The sequence below is a fragment of the Bordetella muralis genome (assembly GCF_965139205.1).
In the GTDB taxonomy this organism is placed as follows: Bacteria; Pseudomonadota; Gammaproteobacteria; order Burkholderiales; family Burkholderiaceae_B; genus Bordetella_A; species Bordetella_A muralis.
In genome coordinates this window covers 288,437-308,869 of record NZ_CBCSIU010000003.1, presented here as the reverse complement: position 1 = coordinate 308,869, position 20,433 = coordinate 288,437, and the positions used below count along the sequence as shown (strand labels likewise).

Annotated in this window: 18 protein-coding genes; 15 read left to right on the top strand and 3 right to left on the bottom strand. The window is 60.4% G+C overall.

What is annotated here, in order from left to right; all coding sequences use genetic code 11:
* The first annotated feature begins 322 nt into the window (after window positions 1-322).
* Both loiP and ACNA0I_RS08095 read left to right on the top strand, forming a co-directional pair.
* The gene (gene loiP, locus ACNA0I_RS08100; RefSeq protein ID WP_415805560.1) at window positions 323-1,084 is read left to right on the top strand and encodes a metalloprotease LoiP; all 762 of its coding nucleotides are present in this window, start codon (window positions 323-325) and stop codon (window positions 1,082-1,084) included.
* Between the two features lie 326 nt (window positions 1,085-1,410).
* Window positions 1,411-2,580 (top strand): amidohydrolase family protein, encoded by a 1,170-nt coding sequence (locus ACNA0I_RS08095; protein ID WP_415805559.1) that lies wholly within the window; start codon window positions 1,411-1,413, stop codon window positions 2,578-2,580.
* Here ACNA0I_RS08095 and ACNA0I_RS08090 read toward each other — a convergent pair.
* Entirely contained in the window at window positions 2,577-3,452 is an 876-nt protein-coding gene (locus tag ACNA0I_RS08090) for a LysR family transcriptional regulator (protein ID WP_415805558.1), read from the bottom strand. The genes ACNA0I_RS08095 and ACNA0I_RS08090 overlap by 4 nt on opposite strands.
* Window positions 3,453-3,516: 64 nt before the next feature.
* On the opposite strand from ACNA0I_RS08090, the gene ACNA0I_RS08085 reads away from it, so the two are divergent.
* From ACNA0I_RS08085 to ACNA0I_RS08050, 8 genes are all read left to right on the top strand, one after another.
* Window positions 3,517-3,690, top strand: a complete 174-nt coding sequence (locus ACNA0I_RS08085) for an ankyrin repeat domain-containing protein (RefSeq protein ID WP_415805557.1) — start codon at window positions 3,517-3,519, stop codon at window positions 3,688-3,690.
* 206 nt (window positions 3,691-3,896) lie between these two features.
* Entirely contained in the window at window positions 3,897-4,574 is a 678-nt protein-coding gene (locus ACNA0I_RS08080) for an RraA family protein (RefSeq protein ID WP_415805556.1), read from the top strand.
* Entirely contained in the window at window positions 4,574-5,776 is a 1,203-nt protein-coding gene (locus tag ACNA0I_RS08075) for an aminotransferase class I/II-fold pyridoxal phosphate-dependent enzyme (RefSeq protein WP_415805555.1), read from the top strand. The genes ACNA0I_RS08080 and ACNA0I_RS08075 overlap by 1 nt, the downstream gene beginning before the upstream one ends.
* A 119-nt stretch (window positions 5,777-5,895) precedes the next feature.
* A complete protein-coding gene (locus tag ACNA0I_RS08070) occupies window positions 5,896-6,714 on the top strand; it encodes an ABC transporter substrate-binding protein (protein ID WP_415805554.1) in 819 nt (272 codons plus the stop codon).
* Between the two features lie 113 nt (window positions 6,715-6,827).
* On the top strand, window positions 6,828-7,517 hold the full coding sequence (locus tag ACNA0I_RS08065) for an amino acid ABC transporter permease (protein ID WP_415805553.1): 690 nt from the start codon (window positions 6,828-6,830) through the stop codon (window positions 7,515-7,517).
* Window positions 7,510-8,199 carry an amino acid ABC transporter permease gene (locus tag ACNA0I_RS08060; protein WP_415805552.1) on the top strand — a complete coding sequence of 230 codons (690 nt, stop codon included), beginning with the start codon at window positions 7,510-7,512 and terminating at the stop codon, window positions 8,197-8,199. Before ACNA0I_RS08065 ends, ACNA0I_RS08060 begins: the two co-directional genes overlap by 8 nt.
* 20 nt (window positions 8,200-8,219) lie before the next feature.
* A complete protein-coding gene (locus tag ACNA0I_RS08055) occupies window positions 8,220-8,954 on the top strand; it encodes an amino acid ABC transporter ATP-binding protein (RefSeq protein ID WP_415805551.1) in 735 nt (244 codons plus the stop codon).
* 59 nt (window positions 8,955-9,013) lie between these two features.
* Window positions 9,014-9,943, top strand: a complete 930-nt coding sequence (locus ACNA0I_RS08050; RefSeq protein WP_415805633.1) for a LysR family transcriptional regulator — start codon at window positions 9,014-9,016, stop codon at window positions 9,941-9,943.
* Window positions 9,944-10,007: 64 nt separating this feature from the next.
* Here ACNA0I_RS08050 and ACNA0I_RS08045 read toward each other — a convergent pair whose 3' ends face one another.
* On the bottom strand, window positions 10,008-11,066 hold the full coding sequence (locus ACNA0I_RS08045) for a LacI family DNA-binding transcriptional regulator (RefSeq protein ID WP_415805550.1): 1,059 nt from the start codon (window positions 11,064-11,066) through the stop codon (window positions 10,008-10,010).
* A gap of 260 nt (window positions 11,067-11,326) precedes the next feature.
* On the opposite strand from ACNA0I_RS08045, the gene ACNA0I_RS08040 reads away from it, so the two are divergent.
* From ACNA0I_RS08040 to ACNA0I_RS08020, 5 genes are read left to right on the top strand one after another with little or no spacing between them, the layout of a single operon-like run.
* Window positions 11,327-12,358, top strand: a complete 1,032-nt coding sequence (locus ACNA0I_RS08040) for a TRAP transporter substrate-binding protein (RefSeq protein ID WP_415805549.1) — start codon at window positions 11,327-11,329, stop codon at window positions 12,356-12,358.
* Window positions 12,358-14,289, top strand: coding sequence for a TRAP transporter large permease (locus ACNA0I_RS08035; RefSeq protein WP_415805548.1), 1,932 nt, complete (start codon window positions 12,358-12,360; stop codon window positions 14,287-14,289). The genes ACNA0I_RS08040 and ACNA0I_RS08035 overlap by 1 nt, the downstream gene beginning before the upstream one ends.
* A gap of 45 nt (window positions 14,290-14,334) precedes the next feature.
* A complete protein-coding gene (locus ACNA0I_RS08030) occupies window positions 14,335-14,874 on the top strand; it encodes a VOC family protein (RefSeq protein ID WP_415805547.1) in 540 nt (179 codons plus the stop codon).
* Window positions 14,871-16,145, top strand: a complete 1,275-nt coding sequence (locus tag ACNA0I_RS08025; protein WP_415805546.1) for a ribulose-bisphosphate carboxylase large subunit family protein — start codon at window positions 14,871-14,873, stop codon at window positions 16,143-16,145. The genes ACNA0I_RS08030 and ACNA0I_RS08025 overlap by 4 nt, the downstream gene beginning before the upstream one ends.
* Window positions 16,142-17,443 carry a four-carbon acid sugar kinase family protein gene (locus ACNA0I_RS08020; protein ID WP_415805545.1) on the top strand — a complete coding sequence of 434 codons (1,302 nt, stop codon included), beginning with the start codon at window positions 16,142-16,144 and terminating at the stop codon, window positions 17,441-17,443. Before ACNA0I_RS08025 ends, ACNA0I_RS08020 begins: the two co-directional genes overlap by 4 nt.
* A gap of 66 nt (window positions 17,444-17,509) precedes the next feature.
* Here the strand turns inward: ACNA0I_RS08020 and ACNA0I_RS08015 are convergent, their stop codons facing one another.
* Window positions 17,510-20,269 carry a LuxR C-terminal-related transcriptional regulator gene (locus ACNA0I_RS08015; RefSeq protein WP_415805544.1) on the bottom strand — a complete coding sequence of 920 codons (2,760 nt, stop codon included), beginning with the start codon at window positions 20,267-20,269 and terminating at the stop codon, window positions 17,510-17,512.
* Between the last annotated feature and the right edge of the window lie 164 nt (window positions 20,270-20,433).

The window sequence follows — 20,433 nt, the reverse complement described above, 5'->3', positions numbered from 1 at the left end:
CGCCTCTCCCGAGTAGCGACAGATCCGCTGGCATGCCCATGAATCTCCAGGGATTTCGCCGCCGTCACGCCACGTATGACAGGAAGGCTCGGCCTTTTTTTGTCACCTCATGCCATATAACGTTAAGTTTTTGGTTGCAATTCGAAAACGTATAACACCTAACGATCAGACACTTGTCATTACAGTCGAGCCTGCGAATTTTTAATCGGTCCAGGCCGGCAGATGCCGGCACGCGTATGCGCCAAGGGACGGGAGAGCGGCGTACCGAGAGAATGCAATGACGTCCCACATAATGTGCCCAGTGAGAAGAGGATCTCGAACAATGAAAAGCAAAACCAAATTGATAGCTACGGCGTTGGCTGCCAGCGTGTTTTTGGCTGGTTGCAGCGGCATGAATCTCGACAGCGCGATGTCGGCCGGCTCTAACCTGTACTCGGCGGCCACCCTGACCGACGCGCAGATCGTGCAACTGTCCGATGTCTCGTGCAAAGAGAGCGATCAGACCTCCAAGGTCGCCCCGGCTGGCAACAAATACAGCAAGCGTCTGACCAAGGTCATGAAAGGCTTTGGCAACATGACCCTGAACGGCCAAAAGGTCAACTACAAGGTCTACCTGACCGAAGACGTCAACGCCTGGGCAATGGGCAACGGCTGCGTGCGTGTGTACAGCGGCCTGATGGACTTGATGAACGACGACGAACTGCGTGGCGTGATTGGTCACGAAATGGGCCACGTCGCCTTGGGCCACTCCAAGAAAGCCATGCAGACTGCTTACGCTGTCGCTGCTGCGCGTGAAGCCGCTAACGCTTCGGGCAACAACATTGCTACCGCGTTGAATTCCTCGCAATTGGGTGAGATGACCGAGTCGTTCATCAATGCGCAGTTCTCGCAATCGCAAGAATTGGATGCTGACAATTATTCGTTCGATCTGCTGACCGAGAAAAAGATGAAGCGCGAAGGCCTGGTGACCGCGTTCCAGAAGCTGGCCAAGCTCGATGGCGGCGAGAGCAGCATGTTCAGCTCGCACCCGTCCTCGCCGGATCGCGCAGCACGCATGCAGGCTCGTATCGACGCCAGCAAGTAAACCAAGCTATCTTGCGATAGTGCCGGTTTGATGGATACCGGACTGATGGCCTGAGTCCGGTATCCATCCAAACTTTTGAGCCGATGTCCGCCATGTGCGGACATCGGCTCAGTGCTTTCTGCCATCCTCATTCAACATCCAGGATAGTGCGCGGTTATCCTGGTGGAGCCCGTTCGCTATAGCACAACTATTCATAAATCGAATGAAGGCCATGTAGACATTTAACTTGTCGATGCTTTGCGGATGGCGCTATCGTGACACCTTGAAGTGCTTGAGGCACTAAATAATTAAAAGCCTCGCGTCTGCTCACCCATCAGGATTTTGCAATGATCGAACGTGTATTCATGAACGCCGCTGCCGCCGACGGCAGTCTGCTGTGTATCGCCGTAGCAGATGGCAAGATCGTCAGCATCGGGCCGGATGTCCCGGTGGTGCAGGGCGCAGACGTTGTTGATCTGCAAGGCTGGGTGGCGCTGCCGGGGTTTGTTGATGGCCATATTCACCTGGACAAGAGTTTTGTCGGCGACGTTTGGCATCCGCATCAGACGGCGAACAGTCTGCGTGAGCGTCTGGCGTTCGAGAAACAGGCGTTGGCGCAAGCAAAACCGATGGCCGAACGTGCGCAGGCATTGCTTGCACAAGCCGCGGCCTTTGGTACGGTTGCGATGCGCAGCCATGTGGATGTAGACGCGACGACAGGGCTGGAAAATCTGCACACCATCATGCAGGTGCGTGAGCAATGGCGCGACCGCGTGCATATTGAGCTGGTGGCGTTTCCCCAGGCTGGCGTGATGTCCTGTCCGGGCACGGTACAGATCCTCGAGGCTGCCGCACGCGCAGGCGTCGATGTGGTGGGCGGTATCGACCCTACGACGCTGGATGGCGATGCCGATGGCCAGTTGGATGCGGTATTCGGAATCGCCGAAAGACATGGCGTGAAAATCGACATCCATTTGCATGAGCCGGGATTGCAGGGCGTAGATCAACTCCATCGCATTGCTGCCCGTACGCGTGCAGCAGGGCTGGCTGGCCGTGTCGCGGTCAGCCACGCCTATAGCCTGGGCGATGTGACGCCGGATGTTCTGGATCGCATCGCGGGGGCATTGGCCGATGCAGGTGTCGCCATCATGACGAATGCGCCGGGTAATCGGGCGTTTCCGCCGGTGTTGCGCTTGCGCGAGGCGGGGGTGAATGTGTTCTCTGGCAATGACAACATTCAGGATGCCTGGTGGCCGTATGGCACGGGCGACATGTTGCAGCGGGCCATGCTGGTGGGATATCGCTCGGGGTTCTATACCGATGAGTCGTTGCACACGGCGCTGCACCTGGTTTCCTCGGCGGGGGCCTCAGTGCTAGGCTTGAACGGCTATGGATTGGCAGTCGGAAACGAGGCGACGTTCGTGGCGGTCAAGGCGCCCAACGCGGCGGCTGCCGTGGCGAGTGCGCCCGCCGAGCGGCGCCTGATACGCAAGGGCCGTGTTCAGGATTTGGTTTAGGTACGGTCCAGTAACTGAACCAGCACATCGGACAGTTCGCGAGTTTCCTGATTCGCAGAGGGACGATAAAAAATACCCATTTCGTAGGCGTCAATCTCCGGCAAGCCGCTGCGCCGGGTCAGTATCTGGTGGTTCTTTGACGCTGCCCGGCGCGGCAGCAGGCTGATACCCATACCGTTGGCGACGGCCTCCTGGATGCCAGCCAGGCTTGAACTCGTAAAACTGATGCGCCAGGGCCGGCCTATTGTTTCCAGTGCCTGGATCATCTCGTCACGATACAGGCCTCGTTGGGGAAAGGTAACCAGTGGAATGGGATCCTGTTTCAGGCAGGGGTGCCGAGCGCTGTCGATCCACACCAGCTTTTCCGGACGGCACTTGACTGCCGCGCGGCTATGCCGGCGTTGTTTCACCAGCACGAGATCCAATTCGCCTTGCTCGTAGCCGTGATACAAATCGCGGCTCAGGCCGCTGGTGACTTCCAGTTTGACGTGGGGGTGGTGCTGGCTAAAGGTGGAAAAGGCCTTGGTAATCGGACCGGTGGCGAAATCCTCGGGCAAGCCGAGCCGTACCGTGATGGCCATCATCGCCCCGGACAGTGCTTCAGCCAATTGCTCGTTGGCAGCCAGCATCTGGCGGGCGTATCGCAACAGCACATGCCCGGCCTCGGTCGGGCGTACCTCGCGATTGCCGCGATCCAGCAGAGTATGGCCGGCGAGGTCCTCCAGGCGGCGTATTTTTTGGCTGACCGTGGATTGCGTGGAATGCAGCCGTGTCGCTGCCGTCGTAAAGCTGCCGCATTCGACGACGGCGACCATGGCTTTCAGCAAATCCAGTTCGAACAGCACGTTATTCGATTTCAGACTGACGGGCATTCAAATATTTAATTTTTTAATGTGATGATCGGCTTTTATCATGGTCGTGGAAAGCCTGACAACTATGATCCTGGGCGACGGCGGGGCTCGGCATGTGCAGATTGTGCAAGCGCTGGTGCAGGCGGGTGCGGATGTGAATCTGCCGGACGGCCCTGGCGTGACACCGTTGGCTCACGCTCGCCAACACGGATACGACGATATCGCGCGGATCTTGATGGACGCGGGCGCGAAACCCTGATGGTTCGCGGTGAGGCTGGTCGAATTGCCGCGGTGTCGAGAGGCGCGGCATCCGGGGCCGGGCAGGGAGTCCAACGGCTATAATCCGATTCACGAATTTTTTTCTTGAATTTGGCCGAATTTATATCGTTTTGAGGATTGGAAGCCTAGGGTTTGTAATGCGGGCTGGTTTTCTTCCAGTTTTTTACGCATTCATTGCCCAAGCCCATGAGTCTTATCGGATATCGCGTTCTTCCCCGGCCTGAGTCGGCCGTTTCCTCTACCGTTCTGGCCGGTTTTGCGACTGTCGGCTCGGCGCAGATCAGCGATTGCATGAATCGCTTGTACGGCGTGGCCGGGCTGCGTCCGTTGCACGCGCAAGCACGCCGCATCGTGGGCCGTGCGTTGACGGTCAAGGCTCGCCCGGGCGACAACCTGATGATCCACAAGGCGATTTCGCTGGCCGAGGCCGGCGAAGTGATCGTGGTCGATGGCGGTGGCGATACCAACAACGCGTTGGTGGGCGAATTGATGATGATGGACGCCCGCATGCGCGGCGTGGTGGGTTTCGTGATTGACGGCGCGGTGCGGGATGCCGATGTGTTCGCGCAAGAGGATTTCGGGTGCTTTGCGCGCGGCGTGACGCATCGCGGACCCTACAAAGAAGGCCCCGGCGAGATCAATGTGCCCGTGTCGGTCGGCGGGCAGGTCGTATTCCCTGGCGACGTAGTGGTGGGCGACGCCGATGGCGTAGTCGTGATCCCGGCCGAGCACGCCGAGGCTGTCCTGGCCCTGGCGCTGAAAAAAGAGGCTGATGAGGCCGCCATCAAGGAAAAACTGAACGCCGGCACCTATACCAAGCCGTGGGTCGATCGCACCATTGCGCAGAAGTCGGGAGAGGCCTAATGAGCATCATCGCCGACAAGATCAAGCGCATCAAGCTCTCGCCCAGCGTGGCGGCCCGCGCCATCATTGCGGAGCTGCGCGAACAAGGCCGCCGCGTCATTGACCTGACGGTGGGCGAGCCGGATTTCATGACGCCCGAGCACATTCGCCAGGCGGCGACCGCTGCGATGAATCGCGGTGAAACCAAATACCCCCCTGCACAAGGCACCGTCGCGCTGCGCAAGGCTGCCAGCGTACGCCTGCAGGAAGAAACGGGCGTCGAATACCCCGCCTCGCGCATCATCGTCAGTACGGGTGCCAAGCAGGTGATTTTCAACGGCCTGGCGGCCACCTTGAACGACGGTGACGAGGTCATCATCCCCGCGCCGTTCTGGGTGTCATACCCGGATATGGTATTGGTCAACGGCGGTGTGCCGGTCGCCGTGCCGACGACGCCGGAAACCGATTACAAACTGACGCCCGAGGCCCTGGAACGCGCCATCACGCCGCGCACCAAGTGGCTGATGATGAATGCGCCTAGCAATCCCACCGGCGCCGTGTATCGGGCTGAGGAGTTGCGTGCGCTGGCTGACGTGTTGGTGCGGCATCCGCACGTGTGGCTAATGACGGACGACATCTATGCCCGCCTGAATTTCTCTGGCGAGACCACGGTGCACCCGCTGCAAGTCGCGCCGGAGCTCATCGATCGCACCCTGGTTGTCAACGGCGTATCCAAAGCCTACGCGATGACTGGCTGGCGTATCGGTTATGGTGCAGGGCCTGACGAGTTGATCAAGGCGATGGCGATTCTGCAGTCGCAAAGCACGTCGGGCGCGTCGTCAGTCAGCCAGGCGGCTGCATTGGAGGCGTTGGCCGGCCCGCAGGATTGTGTCGCCGAGTTTGCAAAGGTGTTTCGCGAACGCCGCGATACGGCCATGGCGGCGCTGCGCGGGACACAGGGCTTGCAGATCGTCGAGCCGCAAGGGGCGTTCTATGTCTTTCCGGATTGCCAGGGCTTGCTGGGCAAACGCACACCGGCAGGCGACGTGATCAACACGGATACCGATCTGACGCACTATTTGTTGCGCGAGGCGGGTGTTGCGGTGATCGACGGCAATGCCTACGGCGCACCGGGTACGTTCCGCCTGTCTTTTGCAGCGTCGCTGGATGATATCCGCGAGGGCTGCTCGGCGATCCGCGCCGCCTGCGAAAAGTTAGCTTGAACCGCGAGGATGGCGGTCGAGCGTTGCGGGGATGCCAAGGTATGAAACCACGCAGCACTTCGACATTCATCCTTATCGGATTTTTTTCACCACGACTAAATGACCAAAAGGGGCAATCGATGATACGTAAAACCATTCTGGCCGCATGCCTGGCGTGCGCTACGCTGGCCGGCGTCCCGGCACAGGCCGATCAGCTCGACGATATCAAGGCCAAGGGCGAGCTCTTGTGCGGAACGTTGGGCACGTCACAGCCGTTCAGTTTCCAGGACGTCTCGACGCGTCAACTGGTCGGCTACGACGTGGATGTCTGCAAGCTGGTCGCTGACAAGCTGGGTGTGAAGGTGCAATACAAGCTGTTGTCGGTTGCCGCGCGCGTGCCCGAGCTGAGCGAAGGCCGAGTCGATATTCTGGCGGCCAATCTGGGTTATTCCCCCGAGCGCGCTGAACAGATCGCCTTCAGCAACGCCTATTACGTAAGCCCGCAAAAACTGTTGGTCCGCGCCGACTCGGACTACGACACGATCGAATCGGTCAACGGTCGCCGCATCGCCGCGACCAAGGGTTCGAGCTCGGAGCGCGAGATCAAGCGCATCATGGAGAAATCCAAGGTCCTGGGTTTTAGCGATAGCTCGGCTGCGTACCTGGCCTTGCAGCAAAAGAAAGTCGATGCACAGTTTGCGTCGGAATTGGTGTTGGCCCGCCTGGTCCTGCAAAGCCCCCCGACCTCGCCAGTGCGCGTGATCGAGAAACCCGTGTTCAGTGAATCGTGGGGTCTGGGTATCAAAAAATCCGAGACGCGTTTGCTGGAGGCGGTGAATCAGGCGCTGAACGACGCCGAGGCCTCGGGCGAAGCCGCCAAGCTGTTCGATAAATGGTTCGGCCCGGAAACGCCGTACAAGCTCAAACGCGATTTCAAGATCGGCCCGATCGCAGGTTGATCTGCTGTTTGCAATGAGCGGGTCGCACATGATGTGCGGCCCGCGCCTGCGTCCGTGCGAGCGCCGTGTGGTCCGTTCAAGGGTCGCGCGGCACTCCATTGAGAGAGTGTTTTATGGATTTTCTCGAACCGATTTATCTACATCAATTGCTCGATGGCATGCTGACCACCGTGCAGTTGTTCCTGATCGCCTGGGTGATGGCGTTTACGATTGCCGTGCTCTTGGTGGTGATCCGGACGACCGACTGGGCGCCATGCCGCTGGTTCGTTGACGCCTATGTCGAGTATCACCGCAACGTGCCGCTGCTGGTGCAGGTGCTGTTCTGGTATTTCGGTATGCCGGAGTTATTGCCCGAGGGAGTTCGCGATTGGCTGTATGAGCATAATGCCGAGTTGTCACTGGCGGCCATTGCCTTGGCGCTGGGATCGGCGGCCTACATTGCCGAAGACATCCGCAGTGGTCTGCGTTCTATTCCGGGCACGCAGTTCGAATCGGCGCGGGCGTTGGGCTGCAGCTATCTGCAATGCATGCGATTCGTGATCGTGCCGCAAGCCCTGCGCGCAGCGATTCCGCCGCTGATCGGGCGCGCGCTGCTGCTGTTCAAGAACACCAGTGTGGCGATGGCGATCGGCGTGGTTGAACTGACCTATCAGGCGCGTGAAATCGAGAACGAAACCTATCGCACGTTTGCGACCTTCGGGGTCGCGACGGCGATGTATCTGCTGGGCTCGTTCTGCATCATGTTCATTGGTTCACATATTTACGCCCGCTACGTGCCGGGCCGCAGGAGCCGGCATGCTTGAGGTGATTGCACAATACTGGCCGACGTTTCTCGTCGGGCAATATCCGAACGGGCCGCTGGGTGGGTTGGCCCTGACCTTGATCCTGGCGGTGTGCGGCTTGGCGGCATCGTTGCCGCTGGCGCTGCTGATCGCGTTGGCGCGTGTCAGCCCGTTTGCCTGGCTGCGCCGCATCAGCGCCGTGCTGGTCAATGTGGTGCGCGGCATGCCGCTGCTGATGCTGATTTTCTGGGCCTATTTCGTCATTCCGAAATTGACTGGCGAAGTCGTCAGCGGTTTCTGGACGCTGCTATGCGCGTTGGTGTTATACGAGAGCGCATATCTCTCCGAGGTGGTGCGTTCGGGGATCGAGGCGATCCCGCGTGGGCAGACCGAAGCGTCCCGTTCCCTGGGCGTAGGCTACTGGACCACGATGCGCAAGGTAGTCTTGCCGCAGGCGCTGGTGAACGTATTGCCCAGTATGACTAGCCAATTTGTTTCCACCATCAAAGAGACCTCGCTCGGTTATGTGATCAGTGTGAATGAGTTGACCTTTGCGGCCAATCAGGTGAACAACCTGGTCCTGACCAAGCCGCTGCAGGTGTTCGGCATTCTGGCGATCATGTATTTCCTGGTGTGTTTCAGCCTGAGCCGTGGTGTGAATTGGTTCGATCGGCGAGTGCGTCGTGCTCGCGCGATGGCCTAGTGTATTGAAGGCGTTTTCTCATGATTAAGCTCGAAAAAGTGAACAAGTGGTACGGCGCACACCATGTGCTGAAAGACGTCGATCTGGAGGTGGCGCGCGGCGAGGTAGTGGTCGTATGCGGTCCGTCCGGCTCTGGCAAATCGACCCTGATCCGCACGATCAATCGATTGGAACCCATCGAAAAGGGCACTATCCGCGTCGATGGCCAGGACGTGTACGCCAAGGGACTCAACCTCAATCAGTTGCGTCAAAAGATCGGTTTCGTGTTCCAGCAGTTCAACCTGTTTCCGCACATGAGCGTGCTGGATAACGTGGTGTTCGCGCCGGTGAATATCCAGAAACGCCCGCGCAAGCAAGCTGCCGAGCTCGCGCACGCGTTGTTGGAACGTGTCGGTTTGGCGCACAAGATAGATGCCTACCCAGGCGCGCTCTCGGGCGGGCAGCAGCAGCGCGTGGCGATTGCCCGGGCGCTGGCGCTGCAGCCGCCGGTGATGCTGTTCGACGAACCGACCAGCGCACTGGACCCGGAAATGGTCGGCGAAGTCCTGCAGGTGATGAAATCGCTGGCCAAAGACGGCATGACCATGGTGTGCGTCACACACGAAATGGGCTTTGCCCGTGACGTCTGCGATCGGGTGATCTTTATGGATGCCGGGGAGATCCTCGAGAGCGGGACGCCGGAGCAGTTCTTCAGCGCACCGGAACATCCGCGCGCGCAGCGCTTTCTCAGCGATATTCTGCATCCGCGCGGATGAGCACGCCGCCCCAAGTGGGTGGTAAGGTGTCGGTTTCTCGATACTTGGCCCCCACCGCAATGTATACCCTGAAGCAACTCGAGGCGTTCTACTGGAGCGCACAACTTGGCAGCTTCAGCGCATCGTCCAAAAAGCTGCACACTACTCAGTCGGCCGTGGCCAAGCGGGTGGGAGAACTCGAGTCGTTTACGGGCGCGCCCTTGTTCGAGCGGCGCGCGAAACGGTTATCGCTCACGCAGCATGGCCGCCGCTTGTTTGATCTGGCCAGCGAGATGCTGGAGCTGAACAGCCGCATTGTGCAAAGCATGGCGGACACTGCCAGCGTCGAGGGTGTCGTGCGGCTGGGCGTTACCGAGTTGGTCGGCATGACGTGGCTGGCCCGGCTGATCAGTCAGATCACGCAGCACTATCCGCGCGTGCAACTCATGCCCGAGATCGATGGGGGGATTACCCTATATGAACGCCTCGAACGGGATCAGTTGGACCTGGCCATCATGCCGGGTCCATTCTGGAGTTATCAATACGATTGCGTTCATCTGGGTGCTGTGACGAATGTCTGGATGGCCAGTCCGCAGTTGGACATTGCGGCGGCTACGCCGCTGACGCCGCACGATCTGGCGCCCTATCCGGTGATTTCCCAGCCGACGAACTCTGCCTTGTCGCATCTGTACGATGCCTGGTTTGCGGAGCAGGGTCTGTCGGTGAAGCGCGTGTTGACGTGCAACAGCCTGGGCATGATGGCGCAGCTGACGATGCTGGGCCTGGGGATCAGTTATCTGCCGGGTGCGTATTTTGCGCCGTTGGTCGAGCGCGGCATGCTGCGGCAGCTCGATGTGCAGCCGGATTTGCCGACCATCAATTACTACGCGGTGTACAAGAAAAGCCTGGTCAACCCCGTTGTGGCGACGGTGATTGATATTGCCCGGCAGGAGTGCGCGTTCGAGGTGGCGGGCGCATTCTTGCCGCATGTGCCGCAGCGCGAGGGCTGAGCCGGCTGGCGCTGCCGAGTCTGCCGATGTGCCAGGATTGGAACTTGTCCTGGCCATCCCTGTTCTACGGCAGATTTTCTCTGAAAATCACGTCTGTACGTGTGGCCTCCACACCCGACAATACGCTGCGGTGATCGCGCAGGTTCGTGAAAATCCGGATGCTGTTCAGGATAGTGGTCAACGGACTCTGGTTGATCACCGCGTCCATACTGCCGTCGATCAATAGCGCTCGCGTTTCCGGTGTCAGGCCATGGCCGATGAATACGATCTCGTGTTGTCGGCCGGCTTCTTTGAGGGCCTGGCCTATGCCTTCGGCGCCGCTGCCGATGTTGTAGATCGCAGCCAGGTCAGGATGCTCTTTCAAGAGGGCCTGTGTTTGCCGGTAGTTCAGTTGCGCATCATCATAGCCCTCGCGCAGCCCCACGACGCGCATGTCGGGATATTGCTCGGCGAATAAATGCAGGAACCCGGCCTCACGTTCCTCGTGCGCGCGATAGTTCAGCGATCCCGCGATCAACGCGACTTTGGCGCGTCGCTGAGGGCTGCCAGCCGAACCCTGCGCGGGACTCAGGAAGCGGCCAATCAAATGGGCGGCCGTGCGCCCCGCGGCGCGATTATCCAGGCCCACATAGGCGCTGCGTTTGGAGTGCGATAGATCGGAAACCAGGGTGACACAGGGGATGCCTCGATCAGTGAGCTCTGCGACTGCCTCGCGGACCTTCGGGTGCTCGAGCGCCATGAACGCGACGCCGTCGCTTTGCTTGCCGCGACGCAACAACAAACGGGTGAGGGCATCGGGATCGAAGCTCTCGACGGGCGCCACGCGGCAATTGACGTTGAAAGGCGCCCAGTGTTCGTGCGAGTGCTTGACCCATTCCCCCAGCATCCACAAAAACCGGCTGCTACGGCTGGGCAGCACAAAGAGCAAGCGCATAGGGGGTGGCGCCATGGCGGCATAGAGCTCGGCCTGGGGCAGGTATTTGAGCTCTGCGGCGGCCTTCAGAACACGTTGCAGGGTCGCCTGGCGTACGCCAGGTCGATGATGCAGGGCGCGATCGACCGTGGCGGGGGACACGCCCGCCAGTCGCGCAATATCAATCACGGTAGGTAAAGCCTGCGGCACCGGGTTTCTCCGTTTCTGCCTGGATACAGGGGGTATACCTTACACGCATTCTTGATGAGTACCTCAAAACCCATCAAAAAATGTGCTTGGGATTTTGCAGGCAGGCTTCTATTCTTACGACCCTATCGATAGCGGCGCCGCAGAGCGCGCACTCGTAGATAACGAACATAAATGGTGCCGGCCCCGCCGCGGGATAGCCGGTCTGGAGATTTCCAACATCGTCGGTAACGCCGGCAAGCTTGTACACAGGAGACAGTGTCATGACGAATAACAGGTCTTTCACGCGCCGCAGCGCGTTGCGTACCCTGGCGGGCTTGCCGCTGGCGGCCATGGTCAGCATGCCGCGCCTGGCCAGCAGCGCGCAGGCAGAGTACGTATTCAAATACGGCAACAACCTGCCGGTCAGCCACCCGCTGAATATCCGTTCTCAGGAAGCCGCCGCCCGCATCGCCAAGGAAAGCAACGGCCGTCTGGAAGTGCGCGTGTTCCCCAATAACCAGTTGGGCGGAGACACCGATATGCTGGCGCAGGTGCGCAGCGGCGGTATCGAGATGTTCAATGCAGGCACGATGGTCATCGCCACGCTGACACCTATCAGCGCGATCACGGCCATGGGGTTTGCGTTCGCGAACGATCAGGAAGTCTGGAAAACCGTTGACGGCCAGCTCGGCAACCACGTGCGTGCCGCCTTTGCCAAAGTCGGTCTGCATACGCTGGACAAAATGTGGGACAACGGATTCCGCCAGATGACCAGCAGCGCCGGCCCCATCAAGACCGCAGCCGATCTGGACGGCATCAAGATCCGCGTGCCCGTGAGCCCGATGGCGATCTCGATGTTCAAGGCCCTGGAGGCCGCCCCCACCAGCCTGCAGTTCAGCGAGGTCTATTCCGCCTTGCAGACCAAGGTCGTGGATGCACAGGAAAACCCGCTGGTGATTCTGCAGACGGCAAAGCTGTACGAAGTGCAGAAGTATTGCTCGCTGACCAACCATAGCTGGGATGGTTACCACCTGGTGGTCAACGGCCGCGCCTGGCGCAATCTGCCGGATGATCTGAAGACCATTTACACCAATGCCTTTAACGATGCGGGCCTGCAGCAGCGCGCCGACCTGGCGCAATTGAACCAGACCTTGCAAGCCGACCTGGCTGCAAAAGGCATGGTGTTCAACACCACCGAGGCCGACAGTTTCCGTGAGCAATTGCGTAAAGCCGGCTTCTACGCCGAGTGGAAGAAGAAGTTCGGCGATGAGGCATGGGCGTTGTTGGAAGCCTCCGTCGGTAAGGTGTCCTGATGGAAGCGGGCCACGATACTAAGGCCGTGTGGGGCGCAAGTCCCCCAGCGGCAACACCGCTTGCGGCCGCCGGAGTGGCTGCCGCGCCGGCCTCTGTGCAGCGAGGCCATGGTCCGCTGGCTTGGCTGGATAGCGCGTTGGGCGTAGTGTCCGAGTGGCCGGCGGCCTTGCTGGTTGTGCTCGAGGTCGTCGTGTTGCTGTCGGGCGTCGTGGCCCGTTATGTGTTGCACGAGCCTATCGTCTGGACCGATGAGCTCGCATCGATCATGTTCCTGTGGTTGTCGATGCTCGGCGCCGTGATTGCGCTGCGCCGTGGCGCGCACATGCGCATGACGGCGCTGGTTAGCAAATGCAGTCCTGGAAAGCGCGCGTTTTTGGAAGTATTCGCGCTGGCTGCTTCGTTGGTCTTTCTCGTCTTGCTGATGCCGCATGCGTGGGAATACGCCGTCGAAGAAATGATCATCGTCACGCCGGCGATGGAGATCAGCAACGCGTGGCGTGCCAGTGCGCTGCCTACCGGCACGTTGCTGATGCTGCTCGTTTGCATAGTGCGTTTATTGCGCACGGAGCATGCCAAGCAAGTCGTTCCTGCAGTCGTGACGGCCGTGGCGATCGCGACGGTGTTCTGGTTGGCAGGACCCTGGTTGATGACCTTAGGCAAGTTGAATCTGCTGATCTTCTTTGCTGGCGTGGTTGGTTTTTGCGTCTTTGCCGGTGTGCCGATCGCGTTCTCGTTTGCGCTGGCGACATTTGGTTTTCTCGCCTTGACGACACGTACTCCCATGGTGGTGATGGTGGGTCGTCTGGACGAAGGTATGTCCCATCTAATCCTGCTGGCGGTGCCGCTCTTTGTACTGCTGGGCATGCTGATCGAAATGACCGGCATGGCGCGCGCAATGGTGCAGTTCCTGTCGAGTCTGCTCGGCCATGTGCGGGGTGGGTTGAACTATGTGCTGATTGGCGGCATGTATCTGGTGTCGGGAATCTCGGGTTCCAAAACCGCCGACATGGCCGCTATCGCGCCGGTGCTGTTGCCCGAAATGAAAAAGCGTGGCGCCAAGCCGGGGGATCTGATTGCGCTGTTGTCCACCACGGGTGCGCAGACGGAAACCATTCCTCCGTCGATTGTGTTGATCACGATTGGCTCTGTCACTGGCGTATCGATCGCGGCTTTGTTTACGGGCGGTTTGCTGCCTGGACTGGTGCTGGGTCTGGCGCTGTGCGTGATTGTGTGGTGGCGCTATCGCCATGAGGACTTGAGCGCCGTGCCGCGTGCGTCTCGCAAACAGATTGGCAAGACGTTCGTCGTCGCACTGCCTGCGTTGGCCCTGCCATTTGTTATTCGTGCCGCCGTGGTTGAAGGTGTCGCGACGGCGACCGAGGTATCGACGATCGGCATCGCTTACGCGGTAGTCGCCGGATTGCTGCTGTATCGCCAGTTTGATTTCAAGCGTTTGCCGGGCATTTTGATCGAAACGGCAACCCTGTCGGGCGCGATTCTGTTCATCATCGGCTGCGCCACGGCGATGGCCTGGGCGTTGACACAATCGGGTTTTGCGCATGATCTCGCATTGGCGATGGGCAATCTGCCAGGCGGACAGTTCACTTTCATGGCGGTGTCGCTGGTGGCGTTCATCGTCCTGGGCAGCGTTCTAGAGGGCATCCCGGCCATCGTACTGTTCGGGCCGTTGATGTTCCCGATCGCACGCGAGTTGGGCATTCACGAGGTCCAGTACGCCATGGTGGTCATCCTGGCCATGGGCGTGGGCCTGTTCGCTCCGCCGTTCGGCGTGGGCTATTACGGGGCCTGCGCCGTGGGCAAAGTCGATCCCAACGAAGGGATCGGCCCGATCTGGGGCTATATGGCGGCGCTGCTGGTGGGCCTGGTGCTCGTGGCAGCGATCCCCTGGATTTCCATCGGTTTTCTGTAAATCCGATCATTTCTTTCTTTCGCAATTTCGCACGGGAGCATTGTCATGAGCCGATTCCTCGGCCAGATCCGCCAGTTGGGCTATGTGGTGCCTGACATTGAGGCCGCTATGGAGTACTGGAGCAAGACGCTGGGCGTCGGCCCCTGGTATTACAACCCGCGCGTGCCCATCGTGAATTACCACTACGATGGCAAACCGTACGAGCCGCATAACTCGGTGGCCCTGGCGAACTCGGGTTTTGTGCAGGTGGAGTTGATCCAGACGCGTAACGACGTGCCGTCGATGTACCGCGATTTTTTGCAAGCCGGCCGCACCGGTCTGCAGCACGTCGCATACTGGACGGAAGACTACGACGCCGATCTGGAACGCCTGCTGCGCCAGGGCTTCAAGCCCAGGATGAGCGGTGAGGTCGGTGAGCGCGGCCGCTTCATTTATTTCGACACCGAATACCATCCTGGCACGGTGATCGAGCTGTCTGAAGTCGCCGGCCCCAAAGGCCGCATGTTCCAACAAATCCGCGAGGCTGCAGATGGCTGGGACGGTAGCGATCCCGTACGCCCGTTTCCCAACCTGGGGGCCCAATGAGCGGTGACCGCATCCTGGCCAGCTACGTCATTGAGACACCGCTGGATCCCGCGGCGGTCGCCGAGGTGATGGCAGGCGAACAATCCAGCGGCACGTTTACGCGTGTCGCGGGCGAGACAGATGATCTGCGCGCGCGTGCTCGTGCAACTGTCACGTCGGTGCAGATGCTGGACGAGGTCGATGCGCCCAGTCTGCCCAATGCGTGGCTGAAGCGTCGCCGTCAACCGGGGCCGTGGCGCCGCGCGCGTATCGATATCGCTTTTCCTCCGGCGAACATCGGCGCCAACCTGCCCACACTGGCCAGTACGGTGGCGGGCAATCTGTATGACTTGGGCGAGGTCACGGGCCTGCGGCTGGAAACGCTGCACGTCCCGGCCTCGTATCGCGGGCGATTCGATTTTCCGCGTGTCGGTATTGCCGGTACGCGCCGTGCCACCGGCGTGTCGCAAGGCGCGCTGGTCGGTACGATCATCAAGCCCAACGTGGGGCTGACCGCGCCGCAGATTGCAGAGCTGGTTGCGCAGTTGTGCGCGGCAGGCGTCGATTTCATCAAGGACGACGAAGTTTGTGCGGACCCAGAGCATGCGCCATTGGCACAACGCGTGCCGGCCGTGATGCGGGTCGTACGAGAGCATGCTGAGCGCACTGGCAAGAAAGTCATGGTGGCGTTCAATATCACCGACGAAACCGATGCGATGCGTCGTCACGCCGATCTGGTCGAGCGCGAGGGCGGCACCTGCGTGATGGCGAGTTTGAATGCCTGCGGGTATTCCGCCATTCAAAGCCTGCGTCGCCATACGGCCTTGGCCTTGCATGGCCATCGCAATGGGTTCGGTGCCTTGTCGCGCCATCCGTTGCTGGGTATAGGCTATCAGGCCTATCAGACGCTGTGGCGCTTGGCGGGCGTAGATCACATGCATGTACACGGCTTGCAGGGAAAATTCTCGCAGTCGGACGACGAAGTCATCTCGGGCGCGCGTGACAGCTATACCCCGTTGGCAGAGGGCTTGACGCAGGACGACCTCGTGATGCCGGCCTTTTCTTCGGGGCAATGGGCGGGCACCGTCCCGGCGACCTGGGCCGCGATAGGCCGCGATGACTTGCTGTTCATGGCGGGTGGCGGCATCCTGGCGCATCCCGACGGGCCGGCTGCGGGTGTGACGAGTATTCGTCAGGCCTGGCAGGCTGTACGTGCGGGCGAGGACCTGGCGGACTATGCGCGCCAGGCTCCAGAGCTCGCCCGAGCGCTGGCGTTTTTCGGATCAAAATGAGCATCATCCCGCCGCGCCTGGCGTACTACGGCGATGATTTCACGGGGGCCACTGACGCGCTGGCGACGGCGACGCGGATGGGTTTGCGCAGCCTGCTGTTCTTTGGCGTACCCACGGCGGCGCAATTGCAACGCGTCGGTCCGCTGGACTGTCTAGGCATCGCGGGCGCTACCCGTGCGATGGCACCTGATGCCATGCGTGCCGAACTGCAGCCTGTGGCCGAGTTTTTTAAAACGCTCAATCCGCGCGTCGTGCACTACAAGGTGTGCTCCACTTTCGACAGCGCCCCGCAAGTGGGCAACATCGCCGTGGCCATGGAGACATTGGGCACGGCCGTCGATCAGGACAGGCCCTTCATTGTCGGCGGCCAGCCCAGCCTGGGCCGGTATTGCGTGTTTGCGCAGCTATATGCGGCAGCCGATGGCGAGGTTCATCGCATTGATCGTCATCCGACGATGAGCCAGCATCCGGTCACACCCATGCATGAGGCTGATCTGCGGCATCATTTCGCAACGTTGGGGGCAGGGCGTGTCGAGGGGGTGGACATGCGCGCGTGTGCGCTGGGCATTGATGCCATCGCCAGCCGCCTGTTTTCCGTCTGGGGTAACGGTGCGGATGCGGTGCTGTTCGATGTTGCGGAGTCCCGGCATCTGGATGCGATCGGCGCCGTGTTGGCGCAGGCCTGTGCGACAGAGTCTCTGCTGGCTGTCGGCGCCAGCAGTGTGATCGAGGCGCTCGGTACGCAATGGGGTGGCGCAGAGCAACACGCCGCGCACGATTCCTTTGCCGCGGCACAGGGACCGGTGTTGTTATTGGCTGGCAGTCTATCGCCGATGACGGCCAGACAAGTCCAGGCCGCTTCTTCCTATCGAAAGATTCGCCTGGATCCGGTTCGCCTGGCCAGTGAGGACGCCGTTTATCAGGCCGCCGTGGTGGCGGAACTCGCCACCCTGCTGCGCGAAGGCCAGCATGTGCTTGCCTGGATGGACAATGCTCAAGGCCAGCGCACCGCAGGTGTACAAAGCCACGCCTTGGCTAGCGCAGGTGGCCGTCTATTAGATGCAGTGTTGCGTCGCACTCCTGTCAAACGCCTGGGCGTTGCAGGGGGAGACAGCTCCAGCCTCGCCATGCAGGCATTGGATGCGTGGGGCTTGTCCCACATTGCGCGTGTTCAACCCGGTGTAGCACTATGCCGCTTGCACAGCGACGTGCCTGAATTCGACGGCATGGAAGTCATGCTCAAAGGCGGGCAAATGGGCTCGGAAGATCTATTCGAACGGTTTCTCGCCGGCGCGTGACGCGGCTTTCCGGTCGCAGGCATGATGCCGGCGACGCCCAGGTTTCTCTATCGCACTTGGTGGCACCTACAGCAGTCCAGCCTTGCGCGCCTGGGCCACGGCCTGGGTGCGATTGGCCGCCTGCAGTTTGATGTTCAAGTTACGCAAGTGCGTGCGCACGGTATTTTCCGAGACGAACAGCTTGCGCGCGATGGAAATATTGGAGTGGCCTTCGGCCAAGAGTTCCAGCACGCGCGTTTCTTTGGTGGTTAGCGGATCCGTCAAAATATCCGGCGTGGCAGCCGCCCGAGGAGTAAGGCTCAGGCCGGCTCGTTGTTGGTATTTCTGCAGCCATGCTCCTGCCCCTGGTTCCTCGGTCAGCCAGCGCTGGCCAGCCGGTGCAGCGTGAAAGCGTATGAGCAGTCCTGCGACCGCGGCGCCTTCGTCGGCGATGACACGGCACAGCTCTTCGTTGACGGCCGTTTGCAGGACTTGCGTCAGTAACGTATAGGCTTTGCTGTCTTGTCCCAGCCTTTCGTATGCGACTGCTGTGAGCAGGCGCGTTTTGAAGGCCCGGCGATATCTGCGAGCCTCGATCGCAGCGGCAGTGTCGCATTCGAGTTCGGCGATCGCCCACTGCAGGTCGCTATGGTTGCCGGCATAACAGGCCCAGCGCAGTTTTCCCAGCCGCGGATAGAGCAGATCATTGGCGGGCAGGCGTAGACGTTCTACGCGTTGCCACAGGTCATCATCCTCGGCGCGTAGCAGTTCATCGCGTGCGGCGCTGCTGTGGCCCTGCAGCAGCAGGAATCGCGCTCGTTCAACTCGAGCGCTGGCCGCGATGCGCGGCAGGCGCCGTTGGTGTCCGAGGTATTCCAATTCGCCCAACAGGTAAAACGTGCGGTCAGTGTCGCCATTCAGGAACGCGATGCGCGATAGCATGACATAGCCCAGAATCATGTGATCGGGCAGGGCGACGTCGCGGCCCAACGGGACATAGACGGCCAGCAAACGTGAGGCTTGCGCCAGGTCTCCTGTTTCGTAGACCCAGGCGGCATACAGCACCCCCGCCCAGGCGTTGCCGCCGACAGGGCCTGGCATGTCGCGATGCGTGGCATGCACCGCCGTCAGAAAACGCGCGCCGGCTTGACGCAGGCGTCCTTCCTGCAGATCGATGATGCCCTCGACGGCTTCGGAATACATGTGATTGAAACGGCTTGCGGCAACGCCCTGGGCGCGCCGTGCCGTGTCGAGCCAGCGGCGGGCTTCCTGATAGCGTCCGAGTACGGCTGCAACGTTGGCCATCGCGTTGAGCAAAGCGGTTTCCGCAAAGGAGAGCTCGCCTTGCAAGGCTGCAATGCTGGGCATGCCGATCTCGTACGCCTGCTCATGACAGTCCATCATGGACAGCAGCAGTGGGCGCAGCGTGCGTACGTGCCGTTGCACCGCGGGATCGTTGTGGCCAGCGAGCTTCAGTTCTGTCATCAGCAGGTTGGCTTCGCTCGGCCCGCGTGTCATGCACGTGGCCCAGATCTGCAGGGCTTGCAGAACAGGTTGCGTGGCCAGCGTGGCCGGTGGAATCTGAGTGAACCAACGGGCCAGCAGGCCCATGCGGCCCTCCGCTGCGAGGCGGGCCGCATGGGTTTGCAAGAGTTCAATCGCGAGCTGGAAATCGCCGCCGTCAATGGCATGGTCGATGGCCGGGACGGGCCGGTTCTGCTGCAAAAACCAGGCCGATGCGCGCCGATGCAGCGTGGCGATTTCCGTGGGAGCTGCGGCGCGCAATTGCGCCTGTAAATACGCGGCAAATAGGCTGTGATAGCGATAGCTGTGCTCATCGAGAGCATCGCTGCCCAGCAGCAAATGCGTGCTTTCCAACTGCGCAAGCAAGGTTTCGCATGGCAGGTCCGGCAGCAGAGCCTGGCACAGCGGTGCGTTCAATCGCTTCAGGATACTGGTGCGCAGCAGGAAATGGCGTACTTCTTCAGGCAAGCCTGCCAGAACGTCCTGTGCCAAGTATTCGGCAATGGATTGCTCTGTACCGGAAAATCGTGCGACAAAGGCGCTGGGGTCAGCATGCCGGGGCAGCGACAATGACACCAGCCATAGCGCGGCAATCCAGCCCTCTGTCTTGCGATGCAGCTGATCGATATCTGCGGGGAGCAAGGGCCGCTGCATGCCAGCAAACAGACTGGCAGTCTCCTCGTGTGAAAAGCACAATTGTGCGCTGTTGATCTCCAGCAATTTGCCGCGGCTGCGCAGTCGGCCAAGATGGAGCGAGGGCACATGCCGAGTGCCGATGAGCAGGCTGCCATGATGCGGCAAATCCGAGATCAGATCCTGAATCAGGTCCAGCACGCTGCGTTCGGTAATGGATTCAAAATCATCCAGAAACAAGGCGAATGGATGCGCCAGCGATGCAATGTGCGTTTTGACGGCGAGAGCCAGTTCGAGAATGTCGGTATGTGGAGGACGCGAAGAATCCATCGCGCCCCTTGCTGGGTCGCGCGCCGGCAAGCCCATCTTGATCGACGTCTGATCCTGATGTGGCGTCAGCTTTTGCAGGGCCATGCCCAGGCAGTGCAAAAAACGGACGGCATCATTGTCCGCATTGTCCAGGGTCAACCAGGTGACGGCGGTCGATGCGTTCAGCATCTGGTCGCGGCATTGCGCCAGCAATGAGGTTTTGCCATACCCCGCTGGGCCCCGCAGCAACACCACTTTCCCCGGCGCGTGCTGGCATATCTGCTCACGCAGCGCATGCCGCGTCACGTGATGAGCAGACACCACGGGGGCATTCAGTTTGCCGCTGACCAGGGTGGCCTGCAGCGTGGCGGGTAACTGCATAACGACCTGTATTGGAAACGAATACCTGAGGAAAGGGATCGGGTAAACCCGGGGCATGCCGAAAAATCACCCGTTCGGACGAAGACGCAAAACGGGTCCCTAAGATACAAAAAGAACCTGTACAGGGCAATGGCGTGTACCCGCATTGCGCCTGAAAAATAATG